This window comes from Luteitalea pratensis, assembly GCF_001618865.1.
Classification (GTDB): Bacteria; Acidobacteriota; Vicinamibacteria; order Vicinamibacterales; family Vicinamibacteraceae; genus Luteitalea; species Luteitalea pratensis.
This window is the reverse complement of record NZ_CP015136.1, coordinates 5,023,527-5,037,542: the sequence shown is the minus strand read 5'-3', so window position 1 is coordinate 5,037,542 and position 14,016 is coordinate 5,023,527. Positions and strand designations below refer to the sequence as shown.

Here is a 14,016-nt window from a genome sequence, read left to right as displayed (position 1 = left end):
ATGCGACCGAGCATCCTCATCGTCGACGATGAACCCGGTGTGCGATCGGCCCTCTCGGGCGTGCTGCGCGACGAAGGGTTCGAGGTGGAGACCGTGCCGTCGGGCGAGGCCTGCCTTCAGATCGCTCCCGGACGGCACTTCGACGTGATCCTGCTCGACGTCTGGCTGCCGGGCATCGACGGGCTGTTGACGCTGTCGCGGCTGCGCGACCGCCATGTCGACGCGGCGGTGGTGGTCATCTCGGGGCACGGCAACATCGAGTCGGCGGTGCGCGCGGTGAAGATGGGCGCGTTCGATTTCGTCGAGAAGCCGCTCTCGATCGACAAGACCCTGCACGTCGTGCGCAATGCGTTGCGGCAGCGGCAGCTCGAGGCGGAGAACCGCGCCCTGCGCGAGCATGTCGACCGCCGCTTCGTGATGGTGGGGGAGAGCTACGTCATGCGATCGCTGCGCGAGCAGATCGCGATGGCGGCGCCGACCAACGGCCGCGTGCTGATCTTCGGCGAGAACGGCACCGGCAAGGAACTGGTCGCCCGCAGCATCCACGCCTTGAGCCGGCGACGCAGCGGGCCCTTCGTGGAAGTGAACTGCGCGGCGATCCCCGAGGAGCTGATCGAGAGCGAGTTGTTCGGGCACGTGCGTGGGGCGTTCACCGGCGCCGTCTCGGACCGGCGCGGGCGCTTCGAACTCGCCGACGAGGGCACGATCTTCCTCGACGAGGTCGCCGACATGAGCCTGAAGACGCAGGCCAAGGTGCTGCGCGTGCTGCAGGAGCAGGTGGTCGATCCGGTCGGCGGACACGACAGCGTGCGCGTCGACGTCCGCGTGCTCGCGGCGACCAACAAGGACCTGACCGCGGAGATCCGCGCCGGACGTTTTCGCGAGGACCTGTTCTTTCGCCTCAACGTGATTCCCATCTTCGTGCCGCCGCTGCGCGAGCGCGAAGAAGACATCCCGAGGCTGATTGCCCACTTCATGCAGGAGACGTCGCGCGAACACGGCCGACGGCCCCGGCAGATCGATCCCGACGCGATGGACGTGATGCGCCGGTACCCGTGGCCGGGCAACGTGCGTGAACTCCGCAACGTTGTCGAACGGCTGCTGATCATGGTGCCCGGCGAGGTCGTCGAGCCGCCCCATCTCTCGTTCCTGCAGGGCGGACACGTCGTCGAGGGCCTGGCCGAACCGGCCAATGGCCCGTCGCTGCCGCTCCACGAGGCGCGCGAACGCTTCGAGCGTGACTACATCGTGCGCACGCTGGCGACCCAGCAGGGCAACATTTCGCGCACCGCCGAAGTGCTCGGCGTCGAGCGCAGCAATCTCTATCGCAAGATGAAGGCCTTCGGCATCGTGCCGGCGCGCCGCGAGCCGCGCGAGGGCCCGGTGGCGGTGGAAGTGCCGACCGGCCCATGACCACCTCCCTGGCGGATTGACCGATGCGGTGTCCCAAGTGCAGTTACCTCAGTTATGACGACGTGCAGCGCTGTCGCAATTGCGGCTACGACTTCTCGCTTGCCACCGCGCCGCGCGAAGTGGAACCCACTGTCGCGATCGACCCGACGCACGAGCCGCGCGCGTGGGAACCCTCACGCCGGCGTCGACCGGGGGTGATGGACGCGATGCCGCCCGCCGAGGGCGGCCCGCTCGACCTGCCTCTCTTCGAGGACTCACCGGCGCCCGAGCCTCCGCCGGTGATGATTCCGCCCGCGGGACCGCCGCTGTCGGTGCGTCGCAAGGTCGACATCACGCGGCCGCCGGCCCGTGTCGACGTGCCTGCCGACGTCACGGACTCTCGAGCGACGTCAGCGGCCTTCGAATGGTCCGAGGAGCCGACCACGCCGGACATGGCAGCGATCGTGCCCGAGCCCGCGCCCCCGGTCGCCGAGGTCTCCGATCCGATCGGCCCGCGGCTGAAGGCGGGCATCATCGACGCGTTCGTCCTCGGCAGCATCAATCTGCTGGTGTTCTGGCTCACGCTGCGTGTCGCTGGTGTCTCGCTGGACGAGTGGCGGCTGTTGCCGGTGGTACCGCTGGCCGGCTTCGTGTTCCTGCTCGACACGGCGTACCTGGTGACCTTCACCGCCGCATCCGGGCAGACGATCGGCAAGATGTTGAGCGGGGTCCGCGTCGTCTACGGCGATCACGGCCGCGTGCCGTTCGGACACGCGGTGTTACGGAGCGTCGCGCTCCTGCTTTGCGCCATTCCCGCCGGACTCGGGTTGCTGCCCGTGTTCATGGACCCCGAGCGCCGTGGCGCGCACGACCGCCTGGCAGGCACCCGAGTCGTGCCCGCTGCCTGAGGAGTCACTCGTGAATGCTCGTCTGTCGGTGGCCGTGGCCACGGCCCTCGGTGTCGGCTACGTGCCGTTCGCCCCCGGCACGTTCGGCTCGCTCGCGGGCCTGGTGGTGTTTGCCGCCGTTCGCGCGACCGGGCAGCCGGCTGTGGAGGTCGCCGCCATCGTCGCTGTCTTCTTCGCGGGCGTGTGGGCGGCGACGGCTGCGGAGGCGCACTTCGGCCACATCGATCCCGGTCCCGTCGTGATCGACGAGGTGCTCGGCATGCTGGTGACGCTGGCATTGCTGCCGGTGTCGGTCACCGGGGCCTTCGTCGGGTTCGTGCTGTTCCGCATCTTCGACGTGATCAAGCCACCTCCCTGCAATCGTCTCGAGGCATTACCGGGTGGATGGGGCGTGATGTGCGACGACCTCATGGCCGCCCTGTACGCGTACGCCTGCGTGCGGTTGCTGGCGTGGGTGGCGCCGGCATGGATGCTCGCGTGAGGCCGTTTGCCCGCGCCGAGACGATCGCCGTCGGGAGCGAGATGCTCGCGCTGGGCCGCGTCGACACGAACTCCGGCGTGATCGCCGACCGCCTTGCCACGCTCGGTATCGACGTGATCGCGCGCAGCGTCGTCAGCGACCATCTCGGGCACGTCGAGATCGCCGTGCGCACGGCCCTGCAACGCGCCGACGTGGTCCTCATCACCGGCGGGTTGGGGCCCACCGACGACGACCTCACACGGCAGGCCGTGGCGGCGGCGATCGGGCGCGAGATGCACGAGGATGCCGAGCAGATGGCGCGCATCACGGAGCGGTTCGCGAAGCGGGCGCTCGCAATGCCGGAGATCAACAGGCGGCAGGCCATGGTGATCGATGGCGCGGTCCGCCTCGACAATCCCAACGGAACCGCGCCCGGCCAGTGGATCGATCTGGGGCCGCAAGCGATCGCGCTGCTGCCAGGGCCGCCGCGCGAGATGACGCCGATGCTTGATCGCCTCGTCGCGGGTGTGCTCGGGGCCCGGGCCGGGGAGCAGCGCACTTACAGCCGTGGCCTCAAGGTGGCGGGCCGGAGCGAGTCGTCGGTGGAAGCGACGCTGCAGCCGCTGTATGCGACGTGGCGGGCCGCCGCGCTGCCGGTCGAGGCGACGATACTCGCGCTGCTCGGGCGCATCGAACTGCACCTGTTCGTACGAACCGCGGACCCCGCGGCGGCGGCGGCGGCCTTGTCGCGGGCGATTGCCGAGGCAGCAACGGCGCTTGGGCCGTCGGTCTACACGACCACCGACGAATCCCTGGAGGACCTCGCGGGTCACTTGCTCCGCGCCGCGGGGTGGCGCGTCTCGGTCGCCGAGTCCTGCACGGGCGGCCTGCTGAGTGCGCGACTGACCGACGTGCCTGGCAGTTCGGCATGGGTCGACGGCGGTGTGATCACCTACAGCAACGCTTTGAAGACGGTCCTGGCTGACGTGCCTGCAGCCCTCATCGCCGAGCACGGAGCCGTGAGCGAGCCAGTGGCCTTGGCGCTGGCTGCCGGCGTTCGTGACCGATGCGGCACGCAAGTGGGCGTTGGCATCACCGGCATCGCGGGGCCGGACGGCGGCACAGACGCCAAGCCGGTCGGGACGGTGTTCATCGCCCTGCACACGCCGTCGATCGTCGCCTGCCGGCACGCTCACTTCGTTGGCGATCGTGTCGTCGTGCGCCACCAGTCGGTCTCCGCGGCGCTCGACATGCTGCGACTCGCGCTCACGGGCCACGACCCGGTGGGGCTGGCTCGATGATCGGCGGGGCGTCGGTCCTTGTCGTGGCAGCGGGGTTCGTTCTCGGATCCATCCCGTTTCCCTACCTGCTGACGCGACGTAGCGGCATCGATCTGCGCAGGGTCGGCTCCGGCAATGTCGGCGCCGCCAATGTGTTGCGCGTCTCGTCACCGGCGACGGCCGTCACCGTCCTTGCGCTCGACGCGACCAAGGGCAGCCTGGCCGTCTGGCTCGCCGAGGCGATCACCCGGCAGTCGACGGTCGCCATTTGTGCGGGACTGGCTGCCATCGCTGGCCATGCCTATCCGCCGTGGCTCGGCTTCCGCGGCGGTAAGGGCATGGCGACCACGGCTGGCGTGTTCGCGCTGCTTGCACCTGCCGCGACCGCCGTGTCTGCAGCAGTGTTCGTGGTGCTGATCGCGGTATCGCGTGTCGTCTCGGTGGGATCGATCGGGGCGATGGTGGCGTTGCCGCCGCTGACCGCCTGGTTTGCCGGCTCGCCGGCCGTTGTCGTCGGCGCCAGTGTCGCGTCGGCGTTCGTGGCGTTCCGCCACCGCACCAACATGCGGCGCCTCTGGCTCGGGGTCGAGCTGCGCCTGGGGCAACGCTTGTGATCACGACGGTCGTCGGTGCGGGTTCGTGGGGCACGGCGCTGGCGATGCATCTCGCGCGCGTCGGCCATGACGTGCACCTGTGTGCGCGCGACCCGGCTCTCGCCGCACGCATGTGCCAGGCACGCGAGAACGCCGATTACCTGCCCGAACTTCGGTTGCCGGACAACGTGCATCCGACCGATGACATCGCGGCCGCCGTTGCGTCGGCGTCGATGATCGTGTGGGCGGTGCCCTCGCATGGCACGCGCGACATGTTGCGCCCGAGCGCCCATGCCGTGCGGACCGGCACCGTGATCGTGAGCGCGACCAAGGGGCTCGAGCGGGTCACGTGGACGCGCATGTCGCAGGTGCTGGGCGAAGAACTTCCGGCGGGCTGTCCGATCGTCGTTCTCTCCGGGCCGAGCTTCGCTCACGAAGTGGCGCGAGAACTGCCCACCGCGATGGTTGCGGCAGCCACCGACGCGGCGGCGAGCGCCCGCGTCCTGAAGGACTTGCGCGGCAAGCGCTTCCGGCTCTACGCGACCGACGACGTGGTCGGCGTCGAGATCGGGGGCGCGTACAAGAACGTCATCGCGATCGCCGCCGGCGTAGTCGAAGGGTTGGGCCTGGGGCACAATGCGCTGGCTGGCCTGGTCACGCGAGGGCTCGCGGAGATGACGCGCCTCGCCGTGGCGATGGGCGGCCGGCACGAGACGCTGGCCGGCCTGAGTGGCCTGGGCGACCTGGTGCTGACGTGCACGGGCGCCGCCAGCCGTAACCACCACCTCGGCGTCGAGTTGGGCCAAGGACGAGCCCTCGCGGAGATTCTCGCCGGCATGCGCATGGTGGCCGAAGGCGTCAACACCGCCGAGGGCATCCTCGCGCTTGGCGCGGCCGCGGGCGTGGAATTACCCATCGCGGAGCAGATGGCCAGCGTCCTCACGGGCCGCACTCACCCGATGGCCGCCACCGAGGCCCTCATGCTGCGCCCCCAGAAGCATGAGCGGCATTAGGGAATTGCAGCATTGCAGAATTGCAGAAGTTCAGAAGTTCAGAATTGCAGCGGCTTGGCCGGCACAGCGGAGCGCGGCGGTGGCTGATGAAATTGTGAAATCGTGCAATTTTGAAATTGCTACACTCGCTGAGTGAGCTTCTTCGACCGCCTGAAGTCCAGCCTGCAGAAGACGAAGGACCAGCTCTTCGGGGCGTTCGAGGAGAGCGCTGCGCCTGCAGCCAGTGGCGGCACCGCGACTGTCGGCACCCGGACGCGGCGCATCGAATCGGCCGACGCACTCGAGGAGGCGCTGATTACCTGCGACGTTGGCGTCGCCGCGACCGACCGCATCGTCGAGTCGGTACGCCGCAAGGCGCGTCGAGGTGATGACCTGCTGCCGCTCGTACGCGAGGAGATCCTGTCGATCCTCCAGGGGGCAGCGCCGCCGCCGGTCACCGGGGCTCACCCGCGGGTCGTGTTGATCGTCGGGGTCAACGGCACCGGCAAGACAACGTCGATTGGCAAGCTGGCGAACCTGCTGAAGCAGGAAGGCCAGAAGCCGTTGGTGTGTGCAGCCGACACGTTCCGGGCCGCGGCCGTGGAGCAGCTCGAGATCTGGACCCGCCGGGCCGACGTCGGCTTCGTGCGCGCGCAGCCCAATTCGGATCCGGCTGCCGTCGTCTTCGACGCCATCCAGTCCGCGAAGGCGCGTCAGCTCGATCCTGTGCTGGTGGACACGGCAGGGCGCCTGCACACGCGTGTGAACCTCATGAAGGAACTCGACAAAATCAAGCGTGTCGCGGCACGCGAGGTCGAGGGCGCGCCACACGAGGTGCTGCTCGTCCTGGACGCCACGGTGGGGCAGAACGGCGTGGCGCAGGCCCGCGAGTTCATGAAGGTGTCGGGTGTCAACGGCATCATCCTCACGAAACTCGATGGCACCGCCAAGGGAGGCGTCGCGGTCGCGATTGCCCAGGACCTGCGGTTGCCGATCCGGTACGTGGGCACCGGCGAGCAGATCGACGATCTCGTCCCGTTCAATCCTCGTGAGTACGTCGACGCGCTCTTCGAAGACGCGTGGTAGACCTGCGTCACGTCGACGGCGTTCTCGAACCTCAGGACGCCCGATTCATGGCCCGCGCGCTCTGGCATGCCGAGCGCGGCCGCGCCGCGACAACCCCGAACCCGGTGGTCGGGGCGGTCATCGTGAGCGACGAAGGTGTCGTCGTCGGCGCGGGGCATCACCAGGTGGCCGGCGGACCACATGCGGAGGTCGTGGCCTTGCAGGCCGCCGGGGCGCTTGCGGCGGGTGCGACGCTGTACTGCACGCTCGAGCCCTGTGGCCACACCGGGCGAACGGGCCCGTGTTGCGTCGCCGTGGCGGAAGCAGGCGTTCGCCGTGTGGTCGTGGCCACGGGTGACCCGTTTCCCGAGGTGTCCGGCCGCGGCTTCGCCTACCTCCGCGAGCGTGGCATCGAGGTGGCCACCGGCGTCGGCCGCCGCGACGCGCGCCGGCAGAACGCGCCGTTCTTTCGCGCCGTGGAACTCGGACGCCCGTGGGTGCACCTGAAGGTCGCAATGAGCCTCGATGGCGCGGTGGCGGCGCGACGCGGGGAGCGCACGACGATCAGCGGCCCCGAAGCGGCCCGGTGGACGCAACGAGTGCGTGGACGGGTGGACGCGATTGCCATCGGGGCGGCAACGGCGCGCATCGACGACCCACTCCTCACGGCCCGTGACGTGTACCGTCATCGCCCGTTGCTGCGCGTGGTGTTCGATCGGCAGGTGTCGCTGTCGCCCTCGTCCCGGCTCGTCGGGAGCCTGGATGCGGGACCGGTCATCGTGATCGCCGATGGTTTGCACGCAGACGGCGCCGCGGCGGCAGGCCTGCGCGGCCGCGGGGTCGTCGTGCAGGCGACCGATGGCACCATCTCCGGTGCGCTTGGGGCCCTGGTGGCGCGTGGTGTGCACTCGCTCCTGATCGAGGGCGGGCCGACGTTGCAGGCCGCGTGCTGGGCGGCCGGCGTGGTCGATCGTGTCAGCGAGCTCGTGAGCGACTGCGCGTTCGGGCCCGGTGCCGTACGCTGGGACGTACCGGCCTGGCTGAACGGGTGGACCCCGCGAACGGTGCCGCTCGGGCGCGATATCCTCATGGAAGCAGATGTTTACGGGACTGATTGAAGCCACCGGCACCGTGCTCGCGCTGGCCCCCGTGGCCGGCGGCCAGCGCCTCACCATCGGGACCGCGCTCGCGGCCGAGCTGGCCCTTGGCGACAGCGTGGCCACGAGTGGCGTGTGCCTCACCGTCGTGGCGATCGGCGACGGCGCCTGGAGCGCCGACGTCTCGCCCGAGACGCTCCGCGTGACCGCGCTCGGCACCCTGGTCGAGGGCGCGTCCGTGAACCTCGAGCGGCCGCTGGCCGTCGGCAGTCGACTCGGCGGCCACTTCGTGCAGGGGCACGTGGACGGCACCGGGCGCATCGAAGCCGTGATCCCGGAGGGCGAGTTCTACCGGATGCGGATTTCCTTCCCACCGGGGCTGGCCGCATACTTCATCGAGAAGGGCTCGGTGGCGGTCGACGGCATCAGCCTGACCGTGGCCTCGCTCTCGAGTTCGACCTTCGACGTCCAGATCGTTCCGCATACCTGGACGGCCACGACGCTGTGTCACGCGCAGCCAGGGGCCATCGTGAACCTCGAATGCGACATGGTCGGCAAGTACATCTTGCGCGGCCTGTCGCTGGGTACCGTGCGCGCATGACCACCACCATCCGCATCGCCAAGGGCTCGTCGGCCAGACGTGGGCCGTTCGCGACCGTCGAGGACGCCATCCAGGCATTCAAGGCCGGCAAGATGCTCATCGTCGTCGACGACGAGGATCGCGAGAACGAGGGCGATCTCACGATGGCGGCCGAACTGGTGACGCCCGCGAGCATCAACTTCATGGCCACGCACGGTCGCGGGTTGATCTGCCTGGCGATGACACCCGAACGGCTCGACGCCCTCGAGATTCCGCTGCAGGTCCAACTGAACTCCTCCCGGACCGGCACCGCCATGTGCGTGGGCATCGAGGCCAAGAAGTCGACGTCCACGGGCATCTCGGCGCCCGATCGTGCGGCCACCATCCGCGCCGCCATCGATCCTGTCACGCGGCCCGACGACCTTGCCCGTCCGGGGCACGTGTTCCCGCTGCGGGCGCGGTCCGGCGGCGTCCTGGTGCGGACCGGCCACACCGAAGCCGCTGTCGACCTGGCGCGCGCCGCGGGCCTGGCGCCGGCCGGCGCCATCTGCGAGATCATGCGCCCCGACGGCACCATGGCGCGCGTGCCCGATCTCGGCAAGTTCGCACGCAAGCACGGACTGCTGATGATCACCATCGCGGACCTGGTGCGGTATCGCATGCGCAACGAGCGGCTGGTGCACGAGGTGGCGACGGCCAGGCTGCCGACCGAGTTCGGTGACTTCACCGTACACGCCTTCGACAGTCCGGTGGACGGCGAGACACACGTCGCACTGGTCCGTGGCGAGATCGGCGATGGCACCGACGTCATGGTGCGCGTGCACTCCAAGTGCCTCACGGGCGACGTGTTCCACTCGGCACGCTGCGATTGCGGCCCGCAACTCCAGACCGCCATGCGGCGCATCGCCGCCGAGGGACGCGGCGTGCTCCTCTATCTGAATCAGGAAGGCCGGGGCATCGGTCTCGCGAACAAGATTCGTGCGTACGCGCTCCAGGACCAGGGGCTCGACACGGTCGAGGCCAACGAGCAGCTCGGTTTCAAGGCCGATCAGCGCGACTACGGCATCGGCGCGCAGATCCTGCGCGACATCGGGGTGCGCTCGATGCGGCTGCTCACCAACAACCCACGCAAGTTCGTCGGCCTCGATGGGTACGGGCTCTCCGTGACGACCAGTGTTCCACTCGAGATCCCCGCGGGCGAGCACACGTTGAAGTACCTCAAGACGAAAAAGAACAAGCTGGGTCACACCCTCAAGGGCGTCTAGGGCGAACGCTGAACGCCGAACGCCGAACGTCGATCACTCGTGACGCAGGGCGATTACGGGATCGACGCGCGCCGCGCGCCAGGCGGGGACGACGGCAGCGAGTGCCGCGGCCATTGGCAACGTGCCGAGCGGCACGGCGAGGCTCAAGGCATCGAGCGGCGTGATCACCTGCGGGATCCCGGCCGCGACTGGCGCCGATGGAAACGCGCAGCGACATCTCGCGCTTGGGCTGTCCCAGCCCGGCGTCCCCTCGTCCTGCAGGCCCAGGCTACAGGCTGCGCACTCCTTCGGGTAGACTTTCGCGCATGCAAAAGCGTGCGCATATGCTTGCGGGTGTCCTCGCGCGTGTCGTCGTGGTGATCGGGCTGTTCCCCGGGCAGGCGACGGCCGAACGAATCCTCGTCACCCACCCGCCCCTCCGCGATCCGATCCTCAGTCCCTCGGGCCGCATCATCGCCGCTGTGGTCGACAATCGGTTCGTACCCGAAGACGTCGATCAGGCGCCCGACCTGTACGTGTACAGCCTCGACACCAACAGCTGGAAGCGCGTCCCTCGGCTTGTGCTCCTGGGCGCGCCAGAGACGTATGGCCAGGGCATCATCACGCTGCTGTCGCTCTCCGAGGACGGCCGCTACATCGCCTACGTCGGTGTACGCTGGCTGCCGGGAGTCAACGGGGAACACCAGGATTTCCTGGCTCGATACGATCTGCAGACCGGCACGCGGCACGTGATCCGCGACAACGCGTTCGACCCTTTCGCGCAGCCGGTCATGAGTCGAGATGGATCGACGTTTGGCTGGATTGGCGCCAACAACGCCGTGCTCGTTGGCACCGTGGGACAGCCGCCCGTGGCAATCGGCCAGGCATGCCCGACGACGGATCGGATCTGTCCGGCGTCGGTGGCGCTGACCGCACCTGGCGACCGCATCGCATATGCCGTCGTGAGCGGCGGTGAGTCCACGGTCGAAACATTCGACAGGGCGACGCTGGTGCGACGGCAGTACACGCAGATACGCACGTCAGCGTCGAACACGCTCGCGATGACCGGATCCGGAAGCCAGATCGCGTCGATTGGAGTCAAGAGCGTGGTGTTCGATGTGGCTGCGGAACGTGTCCTGGCGTCAGGATTCCTCGCCGTAAGCACGAGGCCGGTCATCACCGACGACGGCGCGTACATCAAGGGCGGCTTCTTGCCGCCGGGTGCTGCCGCTGATGTCTTCGATGTGCGTTTGCAGTCGCCGCTGTTCTCGACGCCCCGGTTTCCGATGCCGGCCAACCCTCGTGTCTGTTGCCTCGTCGGCCTGTCAGCCACCGGCCGGATCGGCCTTGGCAACCTGCAGCACGGCGAAACCGCGCTCGTCGATCTCGACGGCGATGCGGACGGCCTGTACGACCCGTGGGAGGAGGCATTCGGCCTCGATTCGAGCGACCCTGACGACGTCGCTGCCGACGACGATGGCGATGGCGTCATCAACGCCGACGAGTTCCGGCTGCGCTCGCATCCATTCGGCCGTTACCAGCGCACCTTTGCCGAGGGCGTGACGAGCACCTACTTCGACACGGTCCTGCACCTGTTCCGGCCACGATTGAATGGGCAGGGCATCGCCGCACCGCCGGTCATCACCTACCTGGGCGACAACGGGCGGCGCCTGTCGCGACCCTACCAGCCGCCGTTCTGGCCCGAATCGGGTCCCTTCGAGATACGGCCCCCGGCGGAGCTGGGGACGGGGCAGTATTCGGTGATCGTCGAAAGCCCCTGGCCGGTTGCCGTCGAGCGGATCACGCGGTGGGGAAGCCCCGTGGCAACGGGTGCGCATGGCACATCCGGCGCGACGCCATCCACCACCTGGTACTTCGCCGAAGGCGCGACCATCGGTGGGTTCCAGTTGTTCTATCTGCTCGCCAATCCGGGTGAGACGCGTGCCACGGTCGAGGTGGACTATCTGAAGGCGGCCGGCGGCCTGGTGACCCGTCGATACGACGTGGTTGCCGGCGGGCGTCGTACCGTCTGGGTCAACCAAGAGGGCGACGGTCTTGGCAGCGCGGAGGTGGCGGCACGGATTCGGTCGTCGCGGCCCATCGTGGCCGAACGCGCGATGTACCTCGCGGGGCCGGGAGGCTTTGCGGGTGGAACCGCCAGCATGGGTGCGCCGGCCCCAGCCACCCGCTGGCTGTTTGCCGAGGGCGCAACCGGGCCGCTGTTTGACGCCTTCCTGCTGCTTGCCAATCCCTCGCAGGGCCAGGCGCAAGCCGAGATCACGTTCCGTTTGCCAGAGGGCCAGTCGGTGACGCGGGTCGCGACCATTCCGCCCGAGTCGCGCGTGACCGTGTGGGTCGATCAGGAAGACCGTCTGCTCGCCGACACGGCGTTTTCGACGGTGGTCAACTCAGACGTTCCCATCGTCGCCGAGCGCGCCATGTGGTGGCGGACTCCCTCCTCGGCCGGTTGGGTCGAGGGGCACACGGAGATTGGCGCGACGGCAGGTGCCACGCAATGGGCCGTGGCCGAGATGCCCGAGAGCGCGTTCCTGCTGATCGCCAACGCTTCCTCCCAGCCCGGCCAGGTACTGGTGACCTACTACAGCGAAGCGGGTGGGGGAGCGGGGAGCCGCACCTACGCCCTGCCAGCCAGCGGTCGCGTTACGGCATGGCCGGCGCAGGACAACCCGTTGCTGCCGGCCGCGCGTTACCGCGCCGTTGTCGAGAGCCTGCCGATGGGTAGCAAGCCGGCGGTGCCCGTGGTGGTGGAGCGCGCGGCGTACTCGTCGGGCCTCGGCACCGGCACCGTGTACCTGGGCACGCCTGTGCCGTAGGGACCAAGGCATTAATGCCGGAATGCCGGAATGCCATGAATGCCGGAAGCCGGGAATGTCGAGCTGGCGCCGCACCCGGCACCAGGCACCCGTTCCCCGTTCCCCGTTCCCCGTTCCCCCAACCGTAAGCCGTGTTAGACTCGTGGTTTGCCACGGGGCCGCTGGGCGGTCCGGGTGGACGTGTGTGATGTTCGACTCGCTCAGCAACCGCCTCCAGGACGTCTTTGCCAACCTCGGGAGAGAGGTGCGCCTGACGCCGGAGACGGTCGAAATCGCCTTGCGGGAAATCCGCATGGCGCTGCTCGAGGCCGACGTCAATTTCAAGGTCGTCAAGGCGTTTGTCGACAAGGTGCGGGATCGCGCCGTCGATGCTGAGGTGCTCAAGAGCCTGAGCCCCGGTCAGCAGGTGGTCCGCATCGTCCGCGACGAGATGCTGGCGCTGTTCGGCGATACGCAGGGCGGGCTGCCGCCGGTGTCGGCGACACCGCGCGTGATCCTCATGCTCGGCCTGCAGGGCTCGGGCAAGACGACCACCACGGGCAAGCTGGCGAAGTGGTTGGTGAAGCAGGGCAAGCACCCGATCGTGGTCTCCACGGACGTCCGTCGTCCGGCCGCGATCGAGCAGCTGAACCTGGTGGCGAAGCAGGCGGGCGTGCGGGCGCACGACCCGGCGGGTAACCTCGATCCGGTGTCGCGCGCGTCTGGCGCGATGCAGGAGGCAAGGACGCTCGGGTACGACACGATCATCGTCGACACCGCGGGCCGTCTGCACATCGACGACGAGCTGATGGTGGAGCTCGAAGCGATCAAGGCGGCGGTGCAGCCGACCGATCAGCTGTACGTCGCCGACGCGATGACCGGGCAGGACGCGATCAAGAGCGCGGGCGAGTTCAACCGCCGCGTCGGCGTGACCGGCGTCGTGCTCTCGAAGATGGACGGCGATGCGCGCGGTGGCGCGGCGCTGTCGGTGGTGTCGGTGGTCGGCGTGCCGATCGCGTTCACGGGCAGTGGCGAGCGACTCGAGGATCTCGAGGCGTTCCACCCCGATCGCGTCGTGTCGCGCGTGCTGGGCATGGGCGACGTGTTGTCGCTCATCGAGAAGGCCGAGTCGGTCGTCACGCAGGAAGACGCCGCGAAGCTGGAAAAGAAGATTCTCGAGAACGATTTCACGCTCGAGGACTTCCGTGAGCAGCTCCAGACCATCAAGCGGATGGGGCCGCTCGAGAACATCCTCGGGATGCTGCCCGGCATGGGGCAGATCAAGCAGCAGATGCAGGGGAAGATCGACGACAAGCAGATGGCCCACGTCGAGGCCATCATCCTGTCGATGACGCCCCGGGAACGCCGCAACCATCAGCTCCTCAACGGCAGCCGTCGTCGTCGCATCGCGCGCGGCAGCGGCCGGTCGGTGGAGGAAGTCAATCGTCTCATCAAGCAGTTTCTCGACATGAAGAAGATGATGAAGATGATGGGCGGGCTGGCGGGCGGCAAGGGAGGCGGCAAGCTGCGCAAGCAGTTCGGCATGATGAAAGCCGCCATGCAGGCGCAGCGGACGCTGCGGTAGGTCGTTC

Annotated in this window: 13 protein-coding genes; 12 read left to right on the top strand and 1 reads right to left on the bottom strand. The window is 68.6% G+C overall.

What is annotated here, in order from left to right; all coding sequences use genetic code 11:
* The 10 genes from LuPra_RS21095 (at position 1) to LuPra_RS21050 (ending at position 9,632) form a co-directional block, all read left to right on the top strand.
* Complete coding sequence (locus tag LuPra_RS21095; RefSeq protein ID WP_110172578.1) at positions 1-1,413, top strand: sigma-54-dependent transcriptional regulator; 1,413 nt, start codon at positions 1-3, stop codon at positions 1,411-1,413.
* 23 nt (positions 1,414-1,436) lie between these two features.
* Entirely contained in the window at positions 1,437-2,300 is an 864-nt protein-coding gene (locus LuPra_RS21090) for an RDD family protein (protein WP_110172577.1), read from the top strand.
* A gap of 10 nt (positions 2,301-2,310) precedes the next feature.
* On the top strand, positions 2,311-2,781 hold the full coding sequence (locus tag LuPra_RS21085) for a phosphatidylglycerophosphatase A family protein (RefSeq protein WP_157899497.1): 471 nt from the start codon (positions 2,311-2,313) through the stop codon (positions 2,779-2,781).
* Entirely contained in the window at positions 2,778-4,061 is a 1,284-nt protein-coding gene (locus LuPra_RS21080) for a competence/damage-inducible protein A (RefSeq protein WP_157899496.1), read from the top strand. The genes LuPra_RS21085 and LuPra_RS21080 overlap by 4 nt, the downstream gene beginning before the upstream one ends.
* Positions 4,058-4,654 (top strand): glycerol-3-phosphate 1-O-acyltransferase PlsY, encoded by a 597-nt coding sequence (gene plsY, locus LuPra_RS21075; protein ID WP_110172574.1) that lies wholly within the window; start codon positions 4,058-4,060, stop codon positions 4,652-4,654. The genes LuPra_RS21080 and plsY overlap by 4 nt, the downstream gene beginning before the upstream one ends.
* Entirely contained in the window at positions 4,651-5,646 is a 996-nt protein-coding gene (locus tag LuPra_RS21070) for an NAD(P)H-dependent glycerol-3-phosphate dehydrogenase (RefSeq protein WP_234800490.1), read from the top strand. Before plsY ends, LuPra_RS21070 begins: the two co-directional genes overlap by 4 nt.
* Before the next feature lie 132 nt (positions 5,647-5,778).
* On the top strand, positions 5,779-6,711 hold the full coding sequence (ftsY, locus tag LuPra_RS21065; protein WP_110172573.1) for a signal recognition particle-docking protein FtsY: 933 nt from the start codon (positions 5,779-5,781) through the stop codon (positions 6,709-6,711).
* On the top strand, positions 6,705-7,808 hold the full coding sequence (ribD, locus tag LuPra_RS21060; protein WP_110172572.1) for a bifunctional diaminohydroxyphosphoribosylaminopyrimidine deaminase/5-amino-6-(5-phosphoribosylamino)uracil reductase RibD: 1,104 nt from the start codon (positions 6,705-6,707) through the stop codon (positions 7,806-7,808). The genes ftsY and ribD overlap by 7 nt, the downstream gene beginning before the upstream one ends.
* The gene (locus LuPra_RS21055; RefSeq protein ID WP_110172571.1) at positions 7,789-8,388 is read left to right on the top strand and encodes a riboflavin synthase; all 600 of its coding nucleotides are present in this window, start codon (positions 7,789-7,791) and stop codon (positions 8,386-8,388) included. Before ribD ends, LuPra_RS21055 begins: the two co-directional genes overlap by 20 nt.
* On the top strand, positions 8,385-9,632 hold the full coding sequence (locus tag LuPra_RS21050; protein ID WP_110172570.1) for a bifunctional 3,4-dihydroxy-2-butanone-4-phosphate synthase/GTP cyclohydrolase II: 1,248 nt from the start codon (positions 8,385-8,387) through the stop codon (positions 9,630-9,632). Before LuPra_RS21055 ends, LuPra_RS21050 begins: the two co-directional genes overlap by 4 nt.
* A 33-nt stretch (positions 9,633-9,665) precedes the next feature.
* Here LuPra_RS21050 and LuPra_RS33970 read toward each other — a convergent pair whose 3' ends face one another.
* Positions 9,666-9,800 (bottom strand): hypothetical protein, encoded by a 135-nt coding sequence (locus LuPra_RS33970; RefSeq protein ID WP_257724468.1) that lies wholly within the window; start codon positions 9,798-9,800, stop codon positions 9,666-9,668.
* 137 nt (positions 9,801-9,937) lie between these two features.
* On the opposite strand from LuPra_RS33970, the gene LuPra_RS21045 reads away from it, so the two are divergent.
* Entirely contained in the window at positions 9,938-12,445 is a 2,508-nt protein-coding gene (locus LuPra_RS21045; RefSeq protein WP_157899494.1) for a DUF5719 family protein, read from the top strand.
* 187 nt (positions 12,446-12,632) lie between these two features.
* Entirely contained in the window at positions 12,633-14,009 is a 1,377-nt protein-coding gene (ffh, locus tag LuPra_RS21040) for a signal recognition particle protein (RefSeq protein ID WP_237050656.1), read from the top strand.
* Positions 14,010-14,016 lie beyond the last annotated feature (7 nt).